At 72.2% G+C, this 24528-nt stretch carries 20 protein-coding genes and 3 tRNA genes; 10 read left to right on the forward strand and 13 right to left on the reverse strand.

Going from position 1 to position 24528, the window contains the following annotated elements; translation table 11 throughout:
* Positions 1-1318: 1318 nt before the first annotated feature.
* The 3 genes from ACIRRU_RS09195 to ACIRRU_RS09205 form a co-directional block, all read right to left on the reverse strand.
* Positions 1319-1392, reverse strand: a tRNA-Ile gene (locus tag ACIRRU_RS09195).
* Positions 1393-1647: 255 nt separating this feature from the next.
* Positions 1648-1720: transfer RNA gene (locus ACIRRU_RS09200), tRNA-Asn, on the reverse strand.
* Between the two features lie 5 nt (positions 1721-1725).
* A tRNA-Asn gene (locus tag ACIRRU_RS09205) sits at positions 1726-1798 on the reverse strand.
* 180 nt (positions 1799-1978) lie between these two features.
* Between ACIRRU_RS09205 and ACIRRU_RS09210 the strand changes: the two genes are divergently transcribed.
* The 4 genes from ACIRRU_RS09210 (at position 1979) to ACIRRU_RS09225 (ending at position 7735) form a co-directional block, all read left to right on the forward strand.
* Entirely contained in the window at positions 1979-2287 is a 309-nt protein-coding gene (locus ACIRRU_RS09210) for a YtxH domain-containing protein (RefSeq protein WP_363205047.1), read from the forward strand.
* A 140-nt stretch (positions 2288-2427) separates the two neighbouring features.
* Positions 2428-3882, forward strand: a complete 1455-nt coding sequence (locus ACIRRU_RS09215) for an FGGY family carbohydrate kinase (RefSeq protein WP_403678159.1) — start codon at positions 2428-2430, stop codon at positions 3880-3882.
* A gap of 191 nt (positions 3883-4073) precedes the next feature.
* A complete protein-coding gene (locus ACIRRU_RS09220) occupies positions 4074-5807 on the forward strand; it encodes an ABC transporter ATP-binding protein (RefSeq protein WP_403678161.1) in 1734 nt (577 codons plus the stop codon).
* Positions 5807-7735, forward strand: a complete 1929-nt coding sequence (locus ACIRRU_RS09225; RefSeq protein ID WP_403678377.1) for an ABC transporter ATP-binding protein — start codon at positions 5807-5809, stop codon at positions 7733-7735. Before ACIRRU_RS09220 ends, ACIRRU_RS09225 begins: the two co-directional genes overlap by 1 nt.
* A 15-nt stretch (positions 7736-7750) precedes the next feature.
* On the opposite strand, the gene ACIRRU_RS09230 is transcribed toward ACIRRU_RS09225, so the two are convergent.
* The 4 genes from ACIRRU_RS09230 to ACIRRU_RS09245 form a co-directional block, all read right to left on the reverse strand.
* The gene (locus ACIRRU_RS09230) at positions 7751-8842 is read right to left on the reverse strand and encodes an RNA polymerase sigma factor (RefSeq protein WP_403678163.1); all 1092 of its coding nucleotides are present in this window, start codon (positions 8840-8842) and stop codon (positions 7751-7753) included.
* A 242-nt stretch (positions 8843-9084) separates the two neighbouring features.
* Complete coding sequence (gene dnaG / locus ACIRRU_RS09235) at positions 9085-11010, reverse strand: DNA primase (protein WP_403678165.1); 1926 nt, start codon at positions 11008-11010, stop codon at positions 9085-9087.
* A 93-nt stretch (positions 11011-11103) separates the two neighbouring features.
* Positions 11104-12363, reverse strand: coding sequence for an NAD(P)/FAD-dependent oxidoreductase (locus ACIRRU_RS09240; RefSeq protein ID WP_403678167.1), 1260 nt, complete (start codon positions 12361-12363; stop codon positions 11104-11106).
* Between the two features lie 325 nt (positions 12364-12688).
* Positions 12689-14047: a deoxyguanosinetriphosphate triphosphohydrolase gene (locus ACIRRU_RS09245; protein ID WP_403678169.1), complete on the reverse strand. Its 1359-nt coding sequence runs from the start codon at positions 14045-14047 to the stop codon at positions 12689-12691.
* A 258-nt stretch (positions 14048-14305) separates the two neighbouring features.
* Here ACIRRU_RS09245 and ACIRRU_RS09250 point away from each other — a divergent pair, with 258 nt between their 5' ends.
* Positions 14306-15154 (forward strand): vancomycin high temperature exclusion protein, encoded by an 849-nt coding sequence (locus ACIRRU_RS09250; protein ID WP_403678170.1) that lies wholly within the window; start codon positions 14306-14308, stop codon positions 15152-15154.
* Positions 15155-15199: 45 nt separating this feature from the next.
* On the opposite strand, the gene ACIRRU_RS09255 is transcribed toward ACIRRU_RS09250, so the two are convergent.
* The 3 genes from ACIRRU_RS09255 to ACIRRU_RS09265 form a co-directional block, all read right to left on the reverse strand.
* Entirely contained in the window at positions 15200-15709 is a 510-nt protein-coding gene (locus ACIRRU_RS09255) for a gamma-glutamylcyclotransferase family protein (RefSeq protein ID WP_403678172.1), read from the reverse strand.
* A complete protein-coding gene (gene cutA / locus ACIRRU_RS09260; protein WP_403678174.1) occupies positions 15706-16047 on the reverse strand; it encodes a divalent-cation tolerance protein CutA in 342 nt (113 codons plus the stop codon). The genes ACIRRU_RS09255 and cutA overlap by 4 nt, the downstream gene beginning before the upstream one ends.
* A gap of 319 nt (positions 16048-16366) precedes the next feature.
* On the reverse strand, positions 16367-16978 hold the full coding sequence (locus ACIRRU_RS09265) for an NADPH-dependent FMN reductase (RefSeq protein ID WP_403678176.1): 612 nt from the start codon (positions 16976-16978) through the stop codon (positions 16367-16369).
* An 81-nt stretch (positions 16979-17059) separates the two neighbouring features.
* On the opposite strand from ACIRRU_RS09265, the gene ACIRRU_RS09270 reads away from it, so the two are divergent.
* From ACIRRU_RS09270 to ACIRRU_RS09285, 4 genes are all read left to right on the forward strand, one after another.
* Positions 17060-17863: an aminotransferase class IV gene (locus ACIRRU_RS09270; protein WP_403678178.1), complete on the forward strand. Its 804-nt coding sequence runs from the start codon at positions 17060-17062 to the stop codon at positions 17861-17863.
* A 201-nt stretch (positions 17864-18064) separates the two neighbouring features.
* Positions 18065-18529, forward strand: coding sequence for a DUF5990 family protein (locus ACIRRU_RS09275; RefSeq protein WP_403678379.1), 465 nt, complete (start codon positions 18065-18067; stop codon positions 18527-18529).
* Positions 18530-18971: 442 nt separating this feature from the next.
* On the forward strand, positions 18972-19499 hold the full coding sequence (locus ACIRRU_RS09280) for a hypothetical protein (protein WP_403678180.1): 528 nt from the start codon (positions 18972-18974) through the stop codon (positions 19497-19499).
* A gap of 77 nt (positions 19500-19576) precedes the next feature.
* Positions 19577-20209 (forward strand): class F sortase, encoded by a 633-nt coding sequence (locus ACIRRU_RS09285; RefSeq protein ID WP_403678182.1) that lies wholly within the window; start codon positions 19577-19579, stop codon positions 20207-20209.
* Between the two features lie 45 nt (positions 20210-20254).
* Here the strand turns inward: ACIRRU_RS09285 and ACIRRU_RS09290 are convergent, their stop codons facing one another.
* Positions 20255-21043, reverse strand: a complete 789-nt coding sequence (locus ACIRRU_RS09290) for a TSUP family transporter (protein ID WP_363205060.1) — start codon at positions 21041-21043, stop codon at positions 20255-20257.
* 238 nt (positions 21044-21281) lie between these two features.
* Between ACIRRU_RS09290 and ACIRRU_RS09295 the strand changes: the two genes are divergently transcribed.
* Positions 21282-22448, forward strand: a complete 1167-nt coding sequence (locus ACIRRU_RS09295) for an alkaline phosphatase PhoX (RefSeq protein WP_403678184.1) — start codon at positions 21282-21284, stop codon at positions 22446-22448.
* 158 nt (positions 22449-22606) lie between these two features.
* On the opposite strand, the gene ACIRRU_RS09300 is transcribed toward ACIRRU_RS09295, so the two are convergent.
* Both ACIRRU_RS09300 and ACIRRU_RS09305 read right to left on the reverse strand, forming a co-directional pair.
* Entirely contained in the window at positions 22607-23017 is a 411-nt protein-coding gene (locus ACIRRU_RS09300; RefSeq protein ID WP_403678186.1) for a VOC family protein, read from the reverse strand.
* 257 nt (positions 23018-23274) lie between these two features.
* On the reverse strand, positions 23275-24306 hold the full coding sequence (locus ACIRRU_RS09305) for an ArsR/SmtB family transcription factor (protein WP_403678188.1): 1032 nt from the start codon (positions 24304-24306) through the stop codon (positions 23275-23277).
* Positions 24307-24528: the final 222 nt, after the last annotated feature.

Consider the following 24528-nt stretch of genomic DNA (forward strand, 5'->3'; position numbering starts at 1 on the left):
AAGAATGCGTGATCTAACCAATATTGACCGCACTCCGTCAACGACATGATCAAGCCACCGAGGCCTCTCGGGCGCGCGGGAGATCTGGTCGCGGGAGTCGGGTACGGACCGCGGTGGAGGGGTACGCAGAGTCCACGGTCGCGCGTGTGAGGTTGTGTCAGCTGACGTCAGCGATGGCGCCTTGATGATGAGGCCGTTCTTCAGCCGGCAGCCGGGCACCGTTGATGACGAAGCCCTGGCAGTGATGGCGGAGGCGGTGGCCAGGACGCGGCGGGAGGTGCGGGGCAGAGCAGATCCCAGGAGGAAGACAGCCCGGTAGCAAGGCCGAGAAGGAATGGCCGCCGGAACGGAAGGCCCTCCGCCGGGCAGCGGTATTTCACCAAGGACTACCCCAGCCGCCCCCGGCTCCGGGTGTGCCGGCCATTGCCTCGATCGGCGACGCCAACGCGCAGGGACGGGCTCCGGCGAGGTCGACGGACAGGCCATCCCCAACAGTTGGTCCACCAGCGGCAGCAACAATAGGTAAGTGCAACGGCATTGCCAGCAGGTGCCGTCCTTGCCGCAGCGATGCCGCCCTGGTGTCGAGTGGCGGGCTGGCGAAGTCGAGGTCGCCGCCGCGCCCGACACCGGGCGCGCATCCCATACACGCCCACGGCAGCCCCCGGGCCGGGGACGGGCGGACCAAACCTGCCATCGTGCACGTCCTGCGGATCCACGGATCCGCAGGACATCGACCGCCTGAGGCCCGGAGCCCGATGCGGACAAGGGCTCGAGCCAACCGCGGCCGTTCCGCCTAAAGGCTGTCTCGTAACTACTGGTGCCGCTCGGTAGAGTCCGGTATGGGCGGATTAGTCGAGGTCTCACCACAGGGTGGCAAGCCGGGCTGCAACAGGAAAATCCGGCTCTCCGGCGGGACCCTGGCCGGCCCGGATCTGAATTACGGGACAGCCTTTACGGGACAGCCATGAGGACCCCTGCCGCCCCGGGGATGTCGCAATCTTCGAACCCGACTCCACTACCTCCGCCGGGTGGAGACCGGTCGGCCACCAGAGCCGCCGCCGGCAGGACAGACCGACCTCTCCGGGGCCGCAGCCCCGTACCTCGCTCCCAGGAGACCGTACTGAGAGGCCGTGGGAGCGTTCACAACCGCCCCACGGACACGACGCCGGAAAAGACCCAGGTCACAGCCACGTAAGGTTTGTCCCGCCTGCCCCGGAGCGGCGTTCGCTGCACCTCTGTGGTGCGAACGCCGCACGCGAAACTCCCCCCAAAGAAAGCGTTTCCCCAGGCCAGAACGATTCTGCCTGGGGACACTCGGTGGGGCGGGTGGGACTCGAACCCACGGCCGACGGATTATGAGTCCGCTGCTCTAACCGGCTGAGCTACCGCCCCATTTCGGCGTGGCGCGTACATGTGTGCGCCCCGTCTGCCGCAGCATAGCCGGTCATACGATCTCTTGCTTCGGATGGTCGACTTCGCCTGATCTTGAGGACGGCGCTGCGTGCTGCCCGGTTGCGGGGAAGATCGAAGTGACCCGAAAGAGTCGCCCGGGGGCTGCGCGGGGGCTCCCGCACAAGGGGCGCGGGGGTCCGGGGCGTGGCGGTGCGGGACGTGAAAAAGGACCCCGAAGGGTCCTCTTCCGTATCGCTCCCCCGACTGGACTCGAACCAGTAACCCTCCGGTTAACAGCCGAATGCTCTGCCAATTGAGCTACAGGGGATCGCGCTCCCCCGACTGGACTCGAACCAGTAACCTGCCGGTTAACAGCCGGCTGCTCTGCCAATTGAGCTACAGGGGATTGCTGCGGTGCTTCGAAACGTACCTGCCTGGCGGCTGCCGAGCGGCGCGCGTTCGCTGCGACACATACATTAGCGCAAGCAGGGGGGTGCTCCGCCAATCGGTAGTGCCCGGGGTGATCTCGGGCGCTGCGGGTAGGCGGGCTGCACACGTCGCACCAAGCGCAGGAAGGGTGGCAGCCATGCGGTACCGGCTCACGTTCATCGCCGGAGTGGCCCTCGGTTACGTGCTCGGCACGCGATCCGGGCGCGAGCGTTACGAGCAGTTGAAGAAGTCGGCCCGGCAGTTCACGGAGAACCCCGCCGTGCGCAACGCCGCCGAGAGCGCCGCGCACAGCGGCCGGGACATCGCCGGCAAGGCGTACCACTCGGTCAGCGACAAGGTCGGGGACCGGGTGCCCGCATCCGTCGCCGAGCGGGTGCGCACCCTGCGGGAGCGGAGCAGCCAGAACGGCGGCGCCGAGGACGACTGGGGAACCACGAACACCTGAGGCCCCGTCGGAAGTCCCGTCCGTGCCGGAGCGGCCCGCCCACCCCGGGCGGGCCGCTCCGTCGTGCCGGGGCCGCTCCGCCATCAGGGCGGGCCGCTTCGTCGTTACGGGAATCTCCGCGCGTGCGGCAGACTCTTCCCATGGGCATAGTCGCGGGGCTGGACAGTTCTTCCGCCTTCACTCACATCGTCGTCTGCGACACGGACTCGGGCGCCGTGCTCCGGGAGGGGTACGCCCCCCATCCGGTCGAGGCCAAGTCCGCCGAGGTCGATCCGCAGGTCTGGCTGCTCTCGCTCGGCGAGGCCGCGTCCGGCGGGCTGCTGGAGGGCGTGCAGGCCATCGGCGTCTCCGCCCAGCAGCACGGGCTCGTCCCGCTCGACCGGCAGGGCAACCTCGTACGACCCGCGCTGCTCGGCAACGACCGGCGGGCGCAGGTCGCCGCGGCCGATCTGGTCGACTCGCTGGGCGGGCGGCAGCCCTGGGCCGAGGCGGTCGGGGGCGTGCCGCAGGCCGCGCAGCCCGTGGCCAAGCTGCGGTGGCTGGCGCGGGCCGAGCCGGAGAACGCCCAGCGGGTGGCCGCCGTGCTCCAGCCGCACGACTGGCTGGTGTGGCAGTTGCTGGGGCGGCCCGCCCGGCGGACCACCGACCGGGGCGCCGCGTCGGGGTCGGGCTACTGGTCGGCCGGGTCCGCCTCCTACCGCCCCGACCTGGTGGAGCTGGCCCTCGGGCATTCGGCCGCGCTGCCCGAGGTGCTCGGGCCCGCCGAGTCCGCCGGGACGACGCCCGAGGGGCTGCTGATCTCCGCGGGGACCGGCGAGACCATGGCCGCCGCGTTCGGGCTGGGGGTCGCCGTGGGCGACGCGGTGGTGTCGCTGGGGGCCTCCGGTTCCGTGATGGCCGTGCACCACGAGGCGCTCGCCGACTCCAGCGGGATGATCACCTCGTTCGCGGACGCCACCGGGATGCATCTGCCGGTCGTCCACGTCTCCAACGCCGTACGGGCGCTGCGCGGGACCGCCGAGATGCTGGGGGTGGACGGGCTGGAGGAGTTGTCGGACCTCGCCCTGAAGTCGACGCCGGGGTCCTCCGGCCTGGTCCTGCTCCCCTATCTGGAAGGGGAGCGCACCCCTCAGCTCCCCCACACCGCGGGCACCCTCTGCGGACTGCGGCGCGAGTCGATGAAGCCGGAGCATCTGGCGCGGGCCTCCTTCGAGGGGATGCTCTGCTCGCTGGCCGACGCCCTGGACGTGCTGCGCGGGCGGGGCGTGGAGGTGCGGCGCGTCTTCCTGCTGGGGGCCGCCGCCGAACTGCCGGCCGTCCAGGCGATCGCCCCGGCGGTCTTCGGCAGCCAGGTGGTCGTCCCGCGGCCCGCCCAGTACGCGGCGATCGGGGCGGCCCGGCAGGCGGCCTGGGCGCTCGGGGTCTCGCAGGGCTCCCTCGACCCGCGCACTCCCCCGGCCTGGCAGGGCGCCACCGCCCAGGTGCTGGAGCCGGGCGAGGAGCTGGCGGTGGGTGGGGCCGTACGCCAGCAGTACCGGGCGACCCGGGAGCAGGTCCATCCCGGTGCCTTCGCCGGGGCGGGCGGCTCGGAGTGATCCCGGTGTCCGGCGGCGGGGCGGGGTGCTCCGCCCCCGGCCGGCTCCCGGCGTGAGAGCGACGGAACGCGCCCGGGTGGGGTGCGCGCTCCAGCTTTGACCGGAGTTTGAGGAAAACGGTTCGCCTTCGGAGTACGGCGTACGCGAAACTGGGTCGGCCTCTGCCTTCCGCCGAACCCGAAAGACCCCGCGTGCTCATAAAACTCCTGCGGACCCATCTGGGCCCGTACAAGAAACCCATCGCGCTGCTGGTGCTGCTCCAACTGCTCCAGACGTGCGCCACTCTGTATCTGCCCAGCCTCAACGCGGACATCATTGACAACGGTGTCGTCCAAGGGGACACCGGTTACATCCTGGAGTTCGGCGCTCTGATGATCGCCGTCAGCGTGCTCCAGGTCCTCGGCAACGTGGGGGCCGTGTACTACGGGGCCCGTACCGCGTCCGCCCTGGGGAGGGACGTGCGGGCCGCCGTCTTCGACCGGGTGCAGTCCTTCTCGTCCCGCGAGCTGGGGCGGTTCGGGGCGCCCTCGCTGATCACCCGGACCACGAACGACGTCCAGCAGGTGCAGATGCTGGTGCTGATGGCGTTCACCCTGATGGTGTCGGCCCCGATCATGTGCGTCGGCGGCATCATCATGGCGCTCGGGCAGGACGTCCCGCTCTCCGCCGTGCTGCTGGCGGTGGTGCCGGTGCTCGGCATCTCGGTCAGCCTCATCGTGAAGAGGATGCGGCCGCTGTTCCGGACGATGCAGGTGCGGCTGGACTCGGTGAACCGGGTGCTGCGCGAGCAGATCACCGGCAACCGGGTGATCCGCGCCTTCGTCCGCGACGAGTACGAGGAGAAGCGGTTCCGGGGCGCGAACACCGAGCTGACCGATGTGTCGGTGCAGACCGGACGGCTGATGGCGCTGATGTTCCCGACCGTGATGACGGTGGTGAACCTGTCCTCGATCGCGGTGGTGTGGTTCGGCGCGCACCGCATCGACGGCGGCGGGATGCAGATCGGCGCGCTGACCGCGTTCCTCGCCTATCTGATGCAGATCGTGATGGCCGTCATGATGGCCACCTTCATGTTCATGATGGTCCCGCGCGCCGAGGTGTGCGCGGAGCGCATCGAGGAGGTGCTCCAGACCGGTTCGAGCGTCGTGCCGCCCGTCGCCCCCGTCACCGAACTGCGGGTGCACGGGCAGCTGGAGCTGCGCGGCGCGGAGTTCCGCTACCCGGGGGCGGAGGAGCCGGTGCTGCGAGCGGTGGATCTGGTGGCCCGGCCCGGCGAGACCACCGCGGTCATCGGGTCGACCGGCAGCGGGAAGTCGACGCTGCTGGGTCTCGTACCCCGGCTGTTCGACGTGACGGACGGCGCGGTGCTGGTCGACGGCGAGGACGTGCGCGGGATCGACCCGGTGCTGCTGGCGAAGACGGTGAGCCTGGTGCCGCAGAAGCCGTACCTCTTCTCGGGGACGGTGGCGACGAACCTGCGGTACGGGAACCCGGACGCCACCGACGAGGAGCTGTGGCACGCGCTGGAGGTGGCGCAGGCGAAGGGGTTCGTGGAGGCGCTGGAGCAGGGGCTCGACGCGCCGATCGCGCAGGGCGGCACCAATGTCTCCGGTGGTCAGCGGCAGCGGCTCGCCATCGCGCGGACGCTGGTGCAGCGGCCGGAGATCTACCTGTTCGACGACTCGTTCTCCGCGCTGGACTACGCGACCGACGCGGCGCTGCGGTCCGCGCTGGCCCGGGAGACCGCTCGGGCGACCGTGGTGATCGTGGCGCAGCGGGTGTCCACCATCCGTGACGCGGACCGGATCGTGGTCCTGGACGAGGGCCGGGTCGTGGGGATGGGCACCCATCACGAGCTGATGGACGGCAATGAGACCTACCGGGAGATCGTGCTCTCCCAGCTGACGGAAGCGGAGGCCGCGTGATGGCCGGTCCTGGCGGACGGATGATGGCCGGGGGCGCGCCCACCGAGCGGTCGATGGACTTCAAGGGGTCGAGCAAGCGGCTGCTGCGGCGGTTCGGCCGGGAGAAGGCGACGCTGTGGCTGATGCTCGCCGCGGTGACGCTGAGCGTGGGTCTGTCGGTGATGGGCCCGAAGATCCTCGGGATGGCCACCGACCTGATCTTCGCGGGGGTCGTCGGGCGCGGGATGCCGGAGGGCGCCAGCAAGGAACAGGCGATCGAGGGGTTGCGCGCGGAGGGCAGCGGCTCGATGGCCGACATGCTCTCCGGGGTGGACTTCACCCCGGGCGAGGGCATCGACTTCGGCGCGGTGGGCCAGGTGCTGATGGTGGCGCTGGTGGTCTACGTCGGGGCCGGGCTGCTGATGCTGGTCTCCACGCGGCTGTCGATCCGGGTGATCAACCGGATCGTGTTCCAGCTCCGTGAGGACCTCCAGACGAAGCTGGCGCGGCTGCCGCTGTCGTACTTCGACCGCTCCAAGCGGGGCGAGGTGCTCAGCCGGGCGACGAACGACATCGACAACATCTCGCAGACGCTCCAGCAGACGATGGGCCAGCTGATCAACTCGCTGCTGACCATCGTCGGCGTACTGATCATGATGTTCTGGATCTCGCCGCTGCTGGCCCTGGTCGCGCTGGTGACGATCCCGCTGTCGGTCGTGGTGGCCACCCAGGTCGGCAAGCGGTCGCAGCCGCAGTTCGTGCGGCAGTGGCGGGTGACGGGGAAACTCAACGCCCACATCGAGGAGATGTACACCGGGCACACCCTGGTGAAGGTCTTCGGCCGCCAGGAGGAGTCCGCGCGGGACTTCGCCGAGCAGAACGAGGCGCTGTACGAGGCCGGGTTCAAGGCGCAGTTCGCGAGCGGCGCCATGCAGCCGCTGATGTTCTTCATCTCGAACCTGAACTACGTGCTGGTGGCGGTCGTGGGCGGGCTGCGGGTCGCCTCGGGCGCGCTGTCGATCGGTGACGTGCAGGCGTTCATCCAGTACTCCCGGCAGTTCTCGATGCCGCTGACGCAGGTCGCCTCGATGGCCAACCTGGTGCAGTCCGGTATCGCGTCGGCCGAGCGGGTCTTCGAGCTGCTGGACGCCGAGGAGCAGGAGCCGGACCCGGAACACGGCGAGCGCCCCGAGGAGTTGGCGGGGCGGGTCTCGCTGGAGAAGGTGTCCTTCCGCTACGAGCCGGAGAAGCCGCTGGTCGAGGGGCTGTCGCTGGACGTGGAGCCGGGGCAGACGGTCGCGATCGTCGGCCCGACCGGTGCGGGCAAGACGACGCTGGTCAATCTGCTGATGCGGTTCTACGAGGTGACCGGCGGGCGGATCGCGCTCGACGGGGTCGACGTGGCGAAGATGTCCCGCACCGACCTGCGGTCCTCGATCGGCATGGTGCTCCAGGACACCTGGCTGTTCGGCGGCACGATCGCGGAGAACATCGCGTACGGCGCTTCGCGCGAGGTCACCCGGGAGGAGATCGAGGAGGCGGCGAAGGCGGCGCACGCCGACCGCTTCGTGCGGACGCTGCCCGACGGCTACGACACGGTGATCGACGACGACGGCACCGGGGTCAGCGCGGGCGAGAAGCAGCTGATCACCATCGCGCGGGCGTTCCTGTCCGAGCCGGTGATCCTGGTGCTCGACGAGGCGACCAGCTCGGTGGACACCCGGACCGAGGTGCTGATCCAGAAGGCGATGGCGCGCCTGGCCCACGGACGTACGTCGTTCGTGATCGCGCACCGGCTCTCCACCATCCGGGACGCGGACGTGATCCTGGTGATGGAGAACGGGGCGATCGTCGAACAGGGCTCGCACGAGGAGCTGTTGGCGGCCCAGGGTGCCTACGCCCGGCTGTACGCGGCCCAGTTCGCCCAGGCACTGGCCGAGGTGGACTGACTCTCCTTCCGTGGATCAGTCGAGGTAGCCGCGGAGTTGGTCGGCGAAGGCGTGGTCCCGCAGCCTGCTGAGGGTCTTGGACTCGATCTGGCGGATGCGTTCGCGCGTCACGCCGAAGATCCGGCCGATCTCCTCCAGGGTGCGGGGCCGCCCGTCGTCCAGGCCGTAGCGGAGCTGGACGACCTTGCGTTCGCGCTCACCGAGGGTGGACAGGACCGCCTCCAGGTGTTCGCGCAGCAGCAGGAAGGCGGCGGACTCGACGGGTGAGGCGGCGTCACCGTCCTCGATGAGGTCGCCGAAGGAGACGTCGTCCTCCTCGCCGACGGGGGCGTGCAGCGAGACCGGTTCCTGGGCCAGGCGCAGGACTTCGGTGACCCGCTCGGGGGTCACGTCGAGCTGGCCGGCGATGTCCTCGGCGGCCGGTTCGACGCCCCGCTCCTGGAGGAGCCGGCGCTGGACCCGGATGACGCGGTTGATCAGCTCCACGACGTGGACGGGGACGCGTATGGTGCGGGCCTGGTCGGCCAGGGCGCGGGACATGGCCTGGCGGATCCACCAGGTGGCGTACGTGGAGAACTTGTAGCCCCGGGCGTAGTCGAACTTCTCCACCGCCCGGATCAGACCCAGGTTGCCCTCCTGGACCAGGTCGAGCATGGTCAGCCCGCGGCCGACGTACCGCTTGGCGACGGAGACGACGAGGCGGAGGTTGGCCTCGATGAGGCGGCGTTTGGCCGTGCGGCCCAGGACCACCAGCCGGTCCAGGTCCCCGGCGAGCCGGGAGTCCGGGTCCGGGGTGCTCGCGAGGCGTTCCTCGGCGAAGAGTCCGGCCTCGACGCGGCGGGCCAGCTCGACCTCCTCGGCGGCGGTGAGCAACGGGATGCGGCCGATCTCGCGCAGATACTGCCGGAAGAGGTCGGAGGTGGGGCCGCCGGAGTCCGACCGGGTGCGCGGGTCCGGGGGGTCGGGGAGCTGCGCCGGTTCCACCATGACTGCCTCGGATGCGTCTGAGGGCGGTCGGGCCGCCGCCTCCGGGTGGTACAGGGCACCGCGTTGCGCCGGGATGGCCGCGAGGGGCTCGGGCGTGGTCGTCACGGTCCGGGTCTGCACGGGGGCGACCTCCAGATGATCGCTGCCGGATGACGGGGGTGGAGGTCTGTCCGGCCCCGGGGCGCTCCCCTGCGGACCGGTGCCCTCCGCTGACTCAGGCACGGCCGGTGGGGGTGTCGGACCTTCCCAGTGTGGGGTACGACACAGGGCCGCCACGAGGGGCGTGCGGTGACTTTTTGAGTTCGGCCGGTTACCCGGTGATGACGGTGTCCGAGGTCTCGCCGGGGGGCGTGCGCCGGGGCTCAGAGGGCGGCGGCGCCGTGGATGCGCAGGGACTGGGCGTACTGCTGGAGCACCCAGACCTCGTTCTGCGCGGCGGCCAGCTCGGCGGGGGCCACGTTGCTGCCGAGGCGGGCGAGGCTGCCCTGGACGTCGTTGATCCGGCGGTCCACGGCGCGCAGCCGGACGTGGACGAGCTGGACGCCCGCGTAGGTCTCGTCGATGGTGCGGCCGTGGAAGACCTCGACGGCCAGCTCGGTGACGAGGTTGCGGACGGTGTCGTCGGGGGCGGCGTCCAGGACCGCGCCGAGATACGCGCGGTCGTCGGCGAGGCCCTGCTCGGCACCGCCCGCGTCCTCGATGCAGCGGCGCACGGCGGCGTAGGGCGGGGCGGTGAACTCGTCCGCGCCGTACGCGTCGAACGCCGGGGAGACCAGGGCGGGCTTCTGGAGGGCCAGCTTCAGCAGCTCGCGCTCGGTGCGGTGGGCGGGGCTGCGGAGGTTGAGCGCGGGCCCGGAGAAGCCGGGCGCGGGGTGCGGGGCGGTGTGCTGCGGGGGTGCGCCGCGCCCGCCCCGGGGGCCGCCGCGGCCGCCGCGCCCCGACGGGTCGCCGCCCTTGTCGCGGGCCCAGCGGGCGAGCTGGGCGACGCGGCGGACCACGAACTCCTGGTCGAGGATGCCGACGAACCCGGCGAGCTGCACGGCGACCTCGCGCTGCACACTGCTCGTCTTGATCTTGGCGACGACGGCGGCGGCCTCGTCGAGGGCGGCGGCGCGGCCCGCGGGGGTCTCCAGGTCGTAGCGGCCGACGATCTGGCGCAGCGCGAACTCGAAGAGCGGGGTGCGCGGTTCGACCAGGTCGCGCACGGCGTCGTCGCCCTTGCCGAGGCGCAGGTCGCAGGGGTCCATGCCGTCCGGGGCGATGGCGATGTAGGTCTCGGCGGCGAACTTCTGGTCGTCCTCGAAGGCGCGCAGGGCGGCCTTCTGACCGGCGGCGTCACCGTCGAAGGTGAAGATCACCCGGGCGCTGCCGTTGTCCATGAGGAGGCGGCGCAGGATCTTGATGTGGTCGTTGCCGAAGGCGGTGCCGCAGGTGGCGATGGCGGTGGTGACCCCGGCGAGGTGGCAGGCCATGACGTCGGTGTACCCCTCGACGACGACGGCCCGGCTGGCCTTGGCGATGTCCTTCTTGGCCAGGTCGATGCCGTACAGCACCTGGGACTTCTTGTAGATGGGGGTCTCGGGGGTGTTCAGGTACTTCGGGCCGTTGTCGTCGTCGCGGAGCTTGCGGGCGCCGAAGCCGACGATCTCCCCGGCGGTGTCGCTGATCGGCCACATCAGGCGGCCGCGGAAGCGGTCGATGGGGCCGCGGCGGCCGTCCTGGGAGAGCCCGGAGGTGATCAGCTCCTTGTCGCTGAAGCCCTTGCCCCGCAGATAGCGGGTGAGGTGGTCCCAGCCGGCCGGGCTGTAGCCGACGCGGAAGTGGGCGGCGGCGGCCTGGTCGAAGCCGCGCTCGGCGAGGAACTTCCGGCCGGCCTCGGCCTCGGGGCCGTCCAGCTGGGCGACGTAGAACTCGGCGGCGGCCTGGTGGGCCTCGATCAGCCGGATGCGTTCGCCGCGCTGGTGGGAGGGGTTGTAGCCGCCCTCCTCGTAGCGCAGGGTGATGCCCGCCTTGGCGGCGAGGCGCTCGACCGTCTCGGAGAAGGAGAGGTGGTCGATCTTCATCACGAAGGCGATCGTGTCGCCGCCCTCCTGGCAGCCGAAGCAGTGGAACAGGCCCTTGCCCGGACTGACCTGGAAGGAGGGGGACTTCTCGTCGTGGAAGGGGCACAGGCCCTTGAGATTGCCGCCGCCCGCGCTGCGCAGCTGGAGGTACTCGGACACGACGGAGTCGATCGGGACAGCGTCCCGTACCGCCTTCACGTCGTCGTCATTGATCCTGCCAGCCACGTGTGAAGTCTACGGGTGGGCTCGGACAGCCGGACGCACGGCAGGAGTCCTTCGGGGACACCGGGCGGCGCGCCCGGTGTCCCCCAAGGCGTCTCAGAGCAGCGAGTCCAGCGGGACCGTGGGGTCGCCGAGGGCCTCCGGGTCGTGCTGGCGGCGCTCGCGGATCAGCTCCTGGACCGTCTCCGTGACGTCCCACACGTTGACGTTCATCCCGGCGAGGACGCGGCGGTCCTTGAGCCAGAACGCGGTGAACTCCCGCTTCCCCGCGTCGCCCCGCAGGATCACCTCGTCGTAGGAACCGGGCGGGGCCCACCCGGAGTACTCCAGGCCGACGTCGTACTGGTCGGAGAAGAAGTACGGGACGCGGTCGTACGTCACGTCCTGGCCGAGCATCGCGCGGGCGGCGGCCGGTCCGCCGTTGAGGGCGTTCGCCCAGTGCTCGACGCGCAGCCGGGTGCCGAGCAGCGGGTGGGCGGCCGCGGCGACGTCCCCGGCGGCGTAGATGTGCGGGTCGGAGGTGCGCAGCGAGGCGTCGACGGCGATGCCGCCGCCGTGGGCGCGCTCGGCCAGCTCCAGTCCGGCGGCCTCGGCGAGGGCGGAGCGGGGGGCGGCGCCGATCGCGGCGAGCACGTCGTGGGCGGGGTGCTCCTCGCCGTCGTCGGTGCGGACGGCGAACACCATGCCGTCCTGGCCGGTGATCTCGGTGAGGCGGGCGCCGAAGTGGAAGCGGACGCCGTGGGCGCTGTGCAGTTCGGTGAAGATCTGGCCCACCTCGGGGCCGACGACCTGGTGCAGCGGCGTGGACTCGGCTTCGACGACGGTGACCTCGGCCCCGTACCCCCGGGCGGCCGCGGCGACTTCCAGGCCGATCCAGCCGGCTCCGGCGATCACCAGGTGGCCGTTGTCGCGGCCGAGGGCGGCCAGCACGTTGCGCAGCCGGTCGGCGTGGGCGAGGCGGCGCAGGTGGTGGACGCCCGCCAGCTCGGTGCCGGGGACGTCCAGGCGGCGTGGTTCGGAGCCGGTGGCCAGCAGCAGCTTGTCGTAGTGGATGACGGTGTTGTCGCCGAGCTGGACGGTCCTGGCGTAGCGGTCGAGGGCGGTGACCGGCTGGCCGAGGTGCAGCTCGACGTCGGCGCCCGCGTACCAGGGGCGCTCGTGGGTGAAGACGCTGTCGCGGTCGGCCTTGCCTTCCAGGTAGCCCTTGGAGAGCGGCGGCCGTTCGTAGGGGTGGTCGCGCTCGTCGCCGATGAGGATCACCCGGCCGGTGAACCCTTCGGCGCGCAGTGTTTCGGCCGCTTTCGCCCCTGCGAGTCCTGCTCCGACGATGACGAACGTCCGATGTGCGTCGACCACGTGATGCCTCCTCAGTGCTGTGCTGCGCGGCGCCCCAGCTGCGAGCGTCCCGCACGCAGCGTGATGGCGAAAGAGGGTGTGCCCCGGACAGGTCACACCCAGTGGTCAGATGTCCGGCCCCTGCTGTACACGTTCGACTCTCCCCGCGTTCGCTTCCGGCCCCCTCGCGTCCGCACCGGGGCTCTTTCGGCCCACATCCGGCCCCCGGTCGGGTCCGTGCCCGGCTCCTGGCGTCCGGGTCCGGTTCTTCCCGTCCGTGTCCGGGCTTCTGCCCGGCCGCATCCGGATTCCTCGCGTCCGTCTTCGGCTTCTTCCAGTCTGCCGGTCAGCGGGGGCGTGCGGTGAGCGCGGCGTGCAGGGATCGTGCGGAGGCGTCGGTGAGCGCGGCGATCTGGTCGACCAGGACCCGCTTGCGGGCGTGGTCGTCGGGGGCCCGGTCGAACAGGGCGCGGAAGTGCGGCTCCAGCCCCTCGGGGGCGCGGGCGGTGAGGGCGGCGGCCAGCTCGGCGATGACGATGCGCTGGTCGGCGCGGAGGGACTCCTGCTCGGCGCGCTGCATCACGTACCGGTCGGCGACGGCCTTGAGGACCGCGCACTCGGTACGGACCGAGCGCGGGACGACCAGCTCCGCGCCGTACCGGGTGAGGCGGCCGGGACCGTGGACCGCGCGGGTGGCCGTCTCGGCCTCCGTGCAGAAACGGCCGATGAGCTGGCTGGTGGCGTCCTTCAGCCGGGCCTGGGCCACGGCGGAGCCGTCGTAGCCGTGCGGCCACCACTCCTGCCCGATCAGCCGGTCCAGGGCCTCGGCGAGCTCCTGCGGATCGGTGTAGGCGGGGACGTACCGGCCGATGGCGACGGCCCAGATCTCCTCGCGCTCGGGCTCCGCCTCCAGGCAGTTGGGGTCGATGTGCCCGGCGTGCAGCCCGTCCTCGAAGTCGTGCACCGAGTACGCCACGTCGTCGGACCAGTCCATCACCTGGGCCTCGAAGCAGGTGCGGTCCTCGGGCGCGCCCTCCCGGGCCCAGGCGAAGACCGGGAGGTCGTCGGCGTACACCCCGAACTTCACCGAGTGCGGGTCCACGGGGTGCGCGCCGCGCGGCCAGGGGTACTTGGTGGCGGCGTCCAGGGCGGCCCGGGTGAGGTTGAGGCCGACGCTGACCTGTTCGCCGGTGCGCGGGTCGCGGACGAAGCGCTTGGGCTCCAGGCGGGTCAGCAGGCGCAGCGACTGGGCGTTGCCCTCGAAGCCGCCGCAGTCGGACGCGAAGTCGTTCAGGGCCTGTTCGCCGTTGTGGCCGAACGGGGGGTGGCCCATGTCGTGGGAGAGGCAGGCCGTCTCCACCAGGTCCGGGTCGCAGCCGAGCACGGCGCCCAGCTCCCGGCCGACCTGGGCGCACTCCAGGGAGTGGGTGAGCCGGGTGCGGGGGCTGGCGTCCCAGGCGAGGGAGCGGGTGCCGGGCGTCACCACCTGGGTCTTCCCGGCGAGCCTGCGCAGGGCGGCGGAGTGCAGCACCCGGGCCCGGTCGCGCTGGAAGGCCGTGCGGCCGGGGCGCTTGTCCGGCTCGGTGTCGAAGCGCTCGGTGTCGGCGGGACCGTACGGGCTCGCGGAGACGCCGCCCGGCACTCCCCGTGCCTGGTGTGTGCCGGGTGTCCGGTCTGCCTCGTGTGCGCCCTGTGTGCCGTGCATGATCCCGACAGTAGCGACCGCGGGCGGTGACCGGGGGCGTGCGGGCCCGAAGTCAGCTGGAAGCGAGCAACCTCACGGCCGCTCCACGGCGGTCACCGTGGCTGCCGCCGGTGCTCGGCGTCACAGCGGGGGCGGTGAGCCAACCTTCCCGGCGCTCCGCTCGTCAGGTCAGGTGAGGCACGCGTCGTCAGGTCAGGTGAGGCACGCGGAAGCCGGACGGAAGATCGGGGGGACTCGGTGGGCGGGTGGAGACGGCAGGTGGCCGACCGGGCGCGGGCGCTGGGACGCGCGGCGCCCGGCCGGGCGGGGAGGCTGGGACCACGGGCGCGGTCCGTCCTGCGCCGGGTCCGGCCGCCGCGCACCCGGCGGGGACAGCGGCGGCTCGCGCAGGCCCTGATGGCCGCCGCTGTGCTCGCCCTCCTGCCCGCCACCGGGATGCGGCTCGGCGCCGGTGACCGGGTGGGGACCACGGCCGACGCACCGCACCACGAGGTGGCCGTGGTGTTCGGGGCCGGTCTGCGGCAGGGGCGCCCGACCCCGTATCTCGCGCACCGGCTGGACGCGGCGGCCGAGCTGTACCGGACCGGGAAGGTCAGGGTCGTCCTGGTCACCGGGGACAACAGCCGGGTGGAGTACGACGAGCCGGACGCGATGCGCACCTACCTCACCGAACGCGGGGTGCCCGACGGGCGGATCGTGAGCGACTACGCCGGGTTCGACAGCTGGGACTCCTGCGTCCGGGCCAGGAAGATCTTCGGGGTCGACCGGGCGGTGCTGGTGAGCCAGGACTTCCACATCCACCGGGCGGTCACGCTGTGCCGGTCGGCCGGGATCGAGGCGTACGGGGTCGGGGTCGCCGAACCGCGGGACGCCACCTGGTACTACGGCGGTGTCCGGGAGCTGGCCGCCTCCGGCAAGGCGGCCCTGGACGCACTGCTCCGGCCCGACCCGCGCTTCCTGGGCCCCGAGGAACCGGGCGTCACGGAGGCTCTGGCCGCCGGGGACGCGGGGGCTGGAGCTGGAGCTGGGGACAGGGAAGCCGGGCGCAGGGGCGTCGGGGGTGGGGGCGCGGGGGACGCGGCCGTCGGGGGCGCTGACGGGGACTGATCTCGCGCCGGCGGTTGATCCGCCTTCGGGTGGAGTCCGGCCGTCTCACGGGGAGTCCGGGCCGCCCGGGGTCCGGCCGGTGGTCCACCGGCCGCCCGGGATGAGGACGCCTCCGGTCCGCAGCGAGCGGGTGACGGCGGCCGCGGCGAGGTACACCCAGGCCCGCACGGTGGTCCCGGAACCCCCGGCTCCGCCCGCACCGCCGTCCGGCCCCGGCTCGACGTCGCGGACGACGCGTTCGTACAGATTGCGCGGATGGCCGGGGCCGAGGAACTCCTCCAGGTGGTCCAGGAGTCCGAGCAGCTCCCCGTACACCCCGGGCGCGGCGGTCAGCAGCGTGCCGTGCACCCGGCCGTGCCCGTCGATCGCGTACGGGTGGCCGGGCCCCTCGTAGAGGAGCGCCCGGGGCAGCACGGCGGGGCGCTCCCGCGCCGTACGGCCGCGGAGGAAAAGCTCGTGGTTGGGTTCGCCGGGGAGCAGCGTCCCGTACACGAAGAAGGGCCGTTCGACGGCGGGCGGGGAGCCGGGGGCGGTCGTGCTGACGGCAGCCGTCACAGGGCGGTTTCGGGGGCCGTCTCCGCCGTCACCCAGCCGAGGTAGCGCGCGCTGCCGCGGACCACCGGCAGCGCGATGATCTCCGGCGTGTCGTAGTCGTGCTCCCGCTCGATGAGCGCTTCCAGTTCGCCGTAGCGCTCGGCCGTCGTCTTGAAGAGCACCTGCCACTCCTCGGACGACTCGATGGCGTGCTGCCAGCGGTAGACGGAGGTGACGGGTGCGGAGACCTGGGCGCAGGCCGCCAGCCGGGCCTCCACCGCGGACCGGGCCAGCCGCTGGGCCTTGTCCTCGCTGTCGGTCGTGGTCAGTACGGTCAGCCAGGCCGGTGGCGCTGTCATCGTCGGTCTCCTCGGGGTACGGCGGCCCTCCGGCTCTTCGAACCGGAGTCGTGGGCCCTCTGAACGGGTGTCGTCCCGATCATGCCGGGCCCTGATCCGATGGTCGTCCTCCGGCGGGCCAGCCGCCGCACGGGCGGAGAGCCGCCCGCCCGACGGACGTCGGTCACCCCCGTACGGGCCGGGGGCAACCGTGGACCGGCGGCAGGCCGGCCGCCGTACGGGCGGTGGATCAGCCGCCGAACGGACGGAGGTCAGCCGCCGTATGGGCGGAGGAGCAGCGCCGTACGGGCAGAGGATCAGCCGCCCTACGGCCGGAGGATCAGCCGCCGTACGGGCGGAGGGTCCGGGCGTCCCGTAGCGCGGTTCCCCACCACACGAGCTGGTCCAGCAGCGTCTTGGCCGCCGCCTCCGCCCCGGCCGGGTCGCGGTGGCGGCCCTCGTCGTCGAAGTGGGTCCCCGCGTCGTGGAAGGAGACGGTGTCGCGGACCGTGACGGTGTGCTGTTCGGCGAAGACCTGGCGCAGCTGCTCGACGGCCCGCAGCCCCCCGGAAACGCCGCCGTACGAGACGAAGGCGACGGGCTTGGCCTGCCACTCCTCGCGGTGCCAGTCGATGAGGTTCTTCAGGGGGGCGGGGAAGGAGTGGTTGTACTCGGGAGTGATGACGACGAAGCCGTCGGCCGCCGCCAACCGGGTGGAGACCGCTTGGAGCCGCGCCGTCTCCTCGGGGGTGGGGGTCCAGGAGAGGGCGGTCGGCAGATCGGCCGTCGCGACGTCGATCAGCTCGGTCTCGACACCGGGGTGGCGTCCGGCGCGCTCCAGGAACCAGTCGGCGACGACGGGGCCGAACCGGCCCGTGCGGTTGCTGCCGAGGATGACGGCCACCTTGAGGGGGGCGGGCGTGGATACGGAGGAGGCTGGTGTGGTGGTCATGAGGACGAGCTTTCAGCCTCAACCATGGTTCAGGTCAAGCTTTCCGGGGGAACCCTGGCCGGAACGCTCTACGGTGGCTGGATGACGACGCAACCTCCCGCCCCATATGTCGAGTTCGACGGCCGCCCGGCCGCCGAGGACGATCTGCGGAGCGCCGCGCTGCGCGGCTTCTGCCACTTCACCGCGCTCCAGGTGCGGGACGGCGGGGTGCGGGGGCTCGGGCTGCACCTGGCCCGGCTGGACGCCGCGAACCGGGAGCTGTTCGGGCAGCCCCTGGACGGCGGCCGGGTCCGTGAGCTGGTCCGCCACGCCCTGGAGGGGGCGGGGGTACGGGACGCCTCGGTGCGGGTGCACGGCTGCCCGCCCCCGGAGGACGGCGGTACGCGGGTGATGGTCACCGTCGACCAGCCCGCGCGGGCGGCCTCCGGGGTCCGCGCCCTGATGTCGGTGCCGTACGCGCGCACCGCCCCGCACATCAAGCGGCCGGGCGACTTCGGGCAGACGTACCACGGGCTGCTGGCCGGGCGGGCGGGGTTCGACGAGGCGCTGCTGACCCTGCCCGGCGGGGTGGTGACCGAGGGCGCGTTCACCAACGTCGGCTTCTGGGACGGCACCTCGGTGGTGTGGCCGGACGCCCCGGCACTGGCCGGGACGACGATGGCGCTGCTGGAACTGGGCCTGGCGCGGGCCGGATCGCCCTCGGCACGCCGCCCGGTGACCCTGGAGGGCCCGGACGGGATCGGTCGGTACCGGGCGGCCTTCGCCTGTAACGCGCGGGGGATCACGGCGGTGGGGCGAATCGACGAACGGCGGTTCGCCGTCGACGAGGAGCTGTTGAGCCTGCTGGACCGGGCGTACGGGAGCGCCCCACCGGAAGCCCTGTGACACCACCCGGCAAGCGGGGGCTCGTGGGGAGCAGGCGGGCCCCTCCGACGCCCCCGGAGCGAGGCGGGGAGAGACGGGCGACCGAGGGGGCGGGACGTGAGGACGCGCGGCTGACGGGGCAGGACGTCGGGACGCGCGACGAGGGAGCGGGAGTGCGCGGCTGGGCAGGGGATGAGCGGAAGGGAGACTGGGGGCATGCAGATGCAGATGCGTATCGAGGCGTCGGACCTGCCCGGCCGCGCCTGCGGGCCGGACACCGACTTCCCCGGGTTCACGGACATCCACGTCGGCGTCCAGCGTAAGGACCGGCCCGGCGAACTGCTCGGCCCGCACCCCGGCGACGCCGCGTCGGCCACGTGGACGCTGGAGTGCACGGCCGCTCCGGGCGCGGAGGGCGGGATCGAGGTGGCGGGGCCGTACATCCAGAACCGGCTGGGCGGGCGGTTCGTCTATCTGTCCTGGGGCACGGTGGACGAGGCCGGGACCTTCACCATGTTCCGGCGTGCCAAGCTGATGTTCGCCGACATCGATCCCGACGTCCTCGCAGCCGCCGCGCGCACCGGGTACCTCGTGGGGCGGCTCGGACTGACCGACGCCAAGGGCCAGCCGCTGTGCGGGCGAGTGCGTCCGCCACAGATCACCTGGAGCGCCACGGACGGGTCGTGAACCGGCACGAACGCCATGAACCAGCGCGAACCACGAGCTGGAGCCGGAACAGGGGCGGGGCCGCGCTTCCCACCCGACACCCGCCGACCGGGCCCTGGGGGGGGTGGGGCCCGGTGATGGCGGGTGCCCTGGGGGCGGGAATCCGTCCCGTGGGGGGATGTATATCGTCTGCCCGGCGGCCCGACGGGCATTCATGTGACGTAGGTCACACCGAACGGGTAGGGTGGCATCACCCGATCGGCACCCGGGCCGCCCGGACGGACCCGTACGGACCCGAACGGCCCATCCGTACCGCTGCGACCTGCGGCGATCCGCCACGGCCAGGGCGCCACGCCGGTCCGTACGGGTGAAAGCTGATCCAGCGTCAGGGAGCGCGGACCGCCCGGTCGCTCTTGTCTCGGGAGCAGGACATCCGCTCGTCCCGTCTGCCCGGAGGATTCCCATGCGCCGTCCCGCCCGCCTCGCGACCGGCACCGTCGGTGCCGCGTTCACCGCCGTCGCGCTCGGTCTCACCGTCGCCGCCCCGCCCGCGCACGCGGGCGACGTCGGCCGGCTGGAGATCACCCCGTCGACCGCGACCCCGGGCGCCACCGTCACCGTGAACACCACGCTCTGCGGCTCCAAGGGCGGCGACGGCGACGCCAGCGACCTGAACGCCGAGGACTTCACGGTGCGCCCCACGACGCACAAGGAGGACTCGGTCGGCCAGTTCACCGTTCCGCACGACACCAGCGCGGGCACCTACGAGGTCTTCGTCTTCTGCTACAACGGCAAGGAAGCAGCGGGCGACCTCAAGATCATCGGCGGCGGCAAGCACGAGAAGCCCTCCGGCCATGTGCGGACCGGGGTGGGCGGCAGCGTCGAGCCGAACTCCACACAGGTCGCGCTCGGCGTCGGCGTGATCGGGCTCGCGGCCGTCGGCGGCCTGTGGCTGCTGCGCCGCCGCTCCGAGGGCACCGAAGGAAGCTGAACCACCGCTTCCCCGCCGACCGGGCGGGGCGCGTCCCCGAGCGCGCTCCGCCCGTCCTCTCCGCGAAGGACGTCGATGTGTCCCAGGGCGCACAGAAGGCCAAGGGGTGGCTCATGGGCATCGCCGTGCTGTGCGGCGTCTGGCTGGTCCAGAACGGCACCGGCGCCCAGCTCATACCGCCGCAGCCCTCCAGCGCCCAGGCCTTCGCCGCCGGGCCGGAACTCCAGCCCGGCTCCCCCGTCGCCGCCCCGCTGCCCTCCTCCGAACCGGTGCGCATCCGCATCCCGAGCATCGAGGTGGACGCGCCGATGACACGGCTCGGCCTCGCCGCCGACGGCAGCCTCGACGTGCCGCCGGACAAGGACCGCAACCTCGCGGGCTGGTACGGCGACGGGGTGCCGCCCGGCGCGCGGGGCACCGCGATCGTGGCCGGACACGTGGACAACGCCGACGGCCCGTCCGTCTTCTACGCCCTGGGAGCGCTGACCAAGGGCACCAAGGTCGAGGTGGACCGCCGGGACGGGCACACGGCCGTGTTCTCGATCGACGCGATCGAGGTCTACGACAACGACGACTTCCCCGACCAGCGCGTCTACGGCGATTCGCCGCACGCGTCCCTGCGCCTGATCACCTGCGGTGGCGGCTTCTCGAAGGAGACCGGCTACCAGGGCAACGTGGTGGCGTACGCCCACCTCACCGAGGTGCGCTGAGCACGAGGGGGTGCCGCGCGCACCGCGCTCCCCGGCCCCGCCCCGCTACGCGTTCCACTGGTCGAAGCCCAGCTTGGCGACCAGGGCGAACACCACGGTCAGCAGCACCGCGCGGACGAAGCCGCTCCCCCGGCTCAGCGCCATCCGGGCCCCGACCATGCCGCCCGCGAGGTTGAAGACGGCCATCAGCGCCGCCAGCTGCCACAGCACCGTCCCCTGATACGCGAACATCGCCAGCGCCCCGGCGTTGGTGCAGACGTTGACGATCTTCGCGGTGGCCGAGGCGGTCACCAGATCCAGCTGGAGCACCGCGCTCAGCGCCAGCACCAGGAAGGTGCCGGTGCCCGGCCCGAACAGGCCGTCGTAGAAGCCGATCCCACCGCCGACCAGCACGATCGCGGTGAGAATCCGGGCGCGCCCGACCGGACGTCCGGTGCCGTCGCCCGTCGCCGCGCCGAAGGACGGGCGCAGCATGACGAACGCCGCGACGCCGAGCAGCACCACCATGATCACCGGGCGGAGCACGTCGCTGCTGATCCCCGCGGCGAAGAACGCCCCGGTCATCGATCCGGCCAGGGCCATCAGCCCGACCCGTACCGCGAGCCCGACGCGCACCGGGGCCTTGCGGACGAAGGTCACCGCCGCGCCGGTGGTCCCGACGATCGCGACGGCCTTGTTGGTCCCGAGGACGTGGGCCGCCGACACGTTCGGCAGGCCGAGCAGCAGCGCGGGCAGGAGCAGCAGCCCACCCCCGCCGACCACGGCGTCGATCCAGCCCGCGGCGGCCGCGGCCAGGCAGAGGAGGACCAGCGTGGTCAGGGTTATGTCAGGCACGACCCGACCCTAGATCCCGCTCCCGACGGTCCACGCACTGCCCCTCGCACCGCTCCTCGCACACCCGGACGCGCGCGCTCCGGACCGGACCACACCGCTCCGTCCCGGTCCGCACCCGTCCTCCTCCGGGCGTTCACCTCTTTTTGACGGACTGTCAACTCCGTACCCCTACAGTCGCGACGCGCTACCCGCCGGTCCGTCCGGGACGGCGGGACCTCACTCATGTCGTGGAGTGATCGTGGAACGTCGGAACTTCTTGCGCACCGCGGTGATCGGCAGCTCGGCGGCGGCCTTCGGCGGCACGCTGTGGCGGGGCGCCGCCTTCGCCGACCCGGCCCAGCCCGCCCCCGGCCCGTACGGCGCGCTCCAGGCGGCCAACAGCGACGGCATCCAGCTGCCGAGCGGTTTCACCAGCCGCGTCGTGGCCCGCTCCGGGCAGTCCGTCCCCGGCACCTCCTACCGCTGGCACAGCGCACCCGACGGCGGGGCGGTGTTCGCGGACGGCTCGGGCTGGATCTACGTCTCCAACGCCGAGGTGTCCTCCGGGAGTGGAGGCGGGGCGAGCGCGCTGCGGTTCGGCTCCTCGGGCACGGTGACGTCCGCGTACCGGATCCTGAGCGGCACGAACAACAACTGCGCGGGTGGCGCGACCCCGTGGAACACCTGGCTGTCCTGCGAGGAGGTCACCCGGGGGTACGTCTACGAGACCGACCCGTGGGGTGTGAAGGCCGCCGTGCGGCGGCCCGCGCTGGGCCGGTTCAAGCACGAGGCGGCGGCCGCCGATCCGGACCACGGTTACGTCTATCTCACCGAGGACGAGTCGGACGGCCGCTTCTACCGCTTCCGGCCCACGACCTGGGGCGATCTGTCGAGCGGGACCCTTCAGGTGCTGGTGGCGGGCTCGGCCACGTCGGGGCCGGTGAGCTGGGCGAACGTACCGGACACGGCCGCCTCCTCGACCCAGACCCGGCACCAGGTGTCCGGGGCGAAGGTCTTCAACGGCGGGGAGGGCTGCTTCTACGCGGCGGGCACCTGCTGGTTCACCACCAAGGGCGACAACCGGGTGTGGGCGTACGACGCGAACGCCTCGTCGGTCTCGCTCGCCTACGACGACTCGCTGGTGCCGGGCGGCGCGGCCCCGCTGACCGGGGTCGACAACGTCACCCGGTCCGGCTCGGGGGACCTCTACGTCGCGGAGGACGGCGGCACGATGGACATCTGCCTGATCACCCCGGACGACAAGGTGGCGCCGTTCCTGCGGATCACCGGCCAGTCCGGCTCGGAGATCACCGGACCCGCGTTCTCGCCGGACGGCAAACGGCTCTACTTCTCCTCGCAGCGCGGGACGAGCGGCAGTTCGTCGGGCGGCATCACCTACGAGGTGCGGGGCCCGTTCCGCGGCTGACCGGGCGACCGGCCACGCTGCCGGCCGACTGTCCGCCTGACGCCCGACGACCGACCGCCCGACGACCGACCGCCTGACGGCCGACCGGCCCGGTCGCGCCTCCCCCCGTGGAGGCGCGACCGGTGAACCGTGGGCCGACGGACCGAGGAACCGACGCCTCAGGCCTGGCCCTCCATGGCGGACGGGTCCATCCAGATGACCTCCCAGATGTGGTGGTCGGGGTCCTGGAACGAGCGGCCGTACATGAAGCCCATGTCCTGCGTCTCGCCCGCCGGGGACCCGCCGGAGGCCAGGGCGGCGTCCGCGAGCCGGTCCACCTCCTCGCGGCTGTCCGCGCTCAGGGCGAGGATGACCTCGGTGGTCTTCGAAGCGTCGGCGACGTCCTTCTTGGTGAAGTCCTTGAAGCGCGGCTCGGACATCAGCATCGCGAAGATCGTGTCGCTGATGACCAGACAGGCGGTCTTGTCGTCGCTGAACGCCGGGTTGAAGCCGTAGCCGAGCTTCTCGAAGAAGCCCTTGGTGGTCTCCAGGTTCTTCACCGGCAGGTTCACGAAGATCATCTGCGCCATGGTGGGTTCCTCTTCCTCTGTTCCCTCGCGCCGCCGTCGGTCCGTCCGGCGCTTTCGATGGTTAGACGACGGTGCCGCGCGGAACTCATCGGCGTCCGGGGAACTTCTTCTCGCGGATGCCCACGGAGAGCCGCGGCCCGGTCGTGGACGGCCCCGGGCGCGGACGGGCGCGGAGGGACGGGCGCGGAGGAGCGCGGACGGGCGGGCGTGCATGACCGTGGACGGCTACAGGCGGGCGCGAGCGGGGACGGGTCCGCTCAGGGCAGGGCCAGGGGCGCGCCGCCGCGCAGCAGGGAGCCGCCCAGCGGGGTCAGGGTGTGCAGCACCGAACTGCCGTGCCGCAGGGTGTGGACGAGGCCCGCCTCGCGCAGCACCGAAGCGTGCTGGCTCGCGGAGGCCAGGGACACCCCGGCGCGACGGGCCAGTTCGCTCGTGGTGCAGCCGTTGCCGATGGACTGGAGGACGGCCGAGCGGGTGTGGCCGACGAGGCGGCCGAGCCAGGGTCCGGGCTCGGCGAACTCCGGGGCGGAGCGGTGGGCCACCGGGTAGACGAGCACCGGCGGCAGGGCCGGGTCGCGGTAGACGACGGCGGTGTTCCGGCAGAAGAACGAGGGCTGGAGCAGCAGCCCGCGCCCGTCCAGGTACAGATCGCGGTCGACCGGGTAGTCCACCTCCAGCACCGGCGGCCGCCAGCGGATCATCGGCGGCAGCGTGGCCAGGAGCCCGTCCGCGCCACCGTCCAGCAGCGCCCGGCCGCGGACGGCCCGGTCCGCCTCGACACTGGCCCGGATGTGCGTCCAGTACGGCTCGACGGCGGCGTGGTGGTAGCCGCGGAGGGCCCCGATCAGCCTCCCGAGCGGCTCGGCCCGGCCCTCCAGGAGTGCGGCGGGCAGCGCCGCGTTCGCTCTTTCCGCGGCCCGCTGCCCGGCCGGACGGCCCACCCGCTGCCGCTGCCGCCCGGCGGCCAGCAGCTCCAGCTCCGCGCGGACGCGGTCGGCGGGGGTGTCGCGCAGGGCCTCCATCCCGGCGTCCAGCCCGAACGGCTCGGCCCCTTCCCGCGAGGGCGTCAGGAAATCCGGGAAATAGCCGCGGGGCGGAACGACCGCCGCCAGCAGATGTACTTCACCATTCAACCGGGTCCGGGTTTCCGTACGCCATTTCCCGAAGACGGTCGAAGCGCGCTGGTCCCGCAGCCGGTGAAAACTGAGAACCGTTTCCCACAGCGCGTCCGGCCTCGTGGCCATCCGCACCCGGGAAAGGTCCAGTCGGGACACATGGATACGCAGCACTGCTCCCCCACCTGTTTCCTCATGTGTTGCATCCGCAATTGCCCCCACCGAAGGGTATGCGGGCCGTCACAGGAGGTCACCACGGGGTTTCGGCCAGAAGTGAAACGTCTCGCCCCGCTGCTCCTCACCCGAAAGGCTGTACGGCGTCGGGTACGCATCCGGTGCCCACCGGATGAGCACGTGAAGGCCGTGGGGGGCTTTGTGTGTTCGGCGGCGGTGGGC

This window comes from Streptomyces sp. NPDC101181, assembly GCF_044767975.1.
Lineage (GTDB): Bacteria > Actinomycetota > Actinomycetes > Streptomycetales > Streptomycetaceae > Streptomyces.

Excerpts from the sequence above, each read along its gene's own strand:
- cutA (WP_403678174.1), bottom strand. The coding sequence starts at position 16,047 with ATGACAGCGCCACCGGCCTGGCTGACCGTACTGACCACGACCGACAGC.
- ACIRRU_RS09265 (WP_403678176.1), bottom strand. The coding sequence starts at position 16,978 with ATGACCACCACACCAGCCTCCTCCGTATCCACGCCCGCCCCCCTCAAG.
- ACIRRU_RS09280 (WP_403678180.1), top strand. The coding sequence starts at position 18,972 with ATGCGCCGTCCCGCCCGCCTCGCGACCGGCACCGTCGGTGCCGCGTTC.
- ACIRRU_RS09225 (WP_403678377.1), top strand. The coding sequence starts at position 5,807 with ATGGCCGGTCCTGGCGGACGGATGATGGCCGGGGGCGCGCCCACCGAG.
- ACIRRU_RS09210 (WP_363205047.1), top strand. The coding sequence starts at position 1,979 with ATGCGGTACCGGCTCACGTTCATCGCCGGAGTGGCCCTCGGTTACGTG.
- ACIRRU_RS09215 (WP_403678159.1), top strand. The coding sequence starts at position 2,428 with ATGGGCATAGTCGCGGGGCTGGACAGTTCTTCCGCCTTCACTCACATC.
- ACIRRU_RS09245 (WP_403678169.1), bottom strand. The coding sequence starts at position 14,047 with ATGCACGGCACACAGGGCGCACACGAGGCAGACCGGACACCCGGCACA.
- ACIRRU_RS09275 (WP_403678379.1), top strand. The coding sequence starts at position 18,065 with ATGCAGATGCGTATCGAGGCGTCGGACCTGCCCGGCCGCGCCTGCGGG.
- ACIRRU_RS09270 (WP_403678178.1), top strand. The coding sequence starts at position 17,060 with ATGACGACGCAACCTCCCGCCCCATATGTCGAGTTCGACGGCCGCCCG.
- ACIRRU_RS09300 (WP_403678186.1), bottom strand. The coding sequence starts at position 23,017 with ATGGCGCAGATGATCTTCGTGAACCTGCCGGTGAAGAACCTGGAGACC.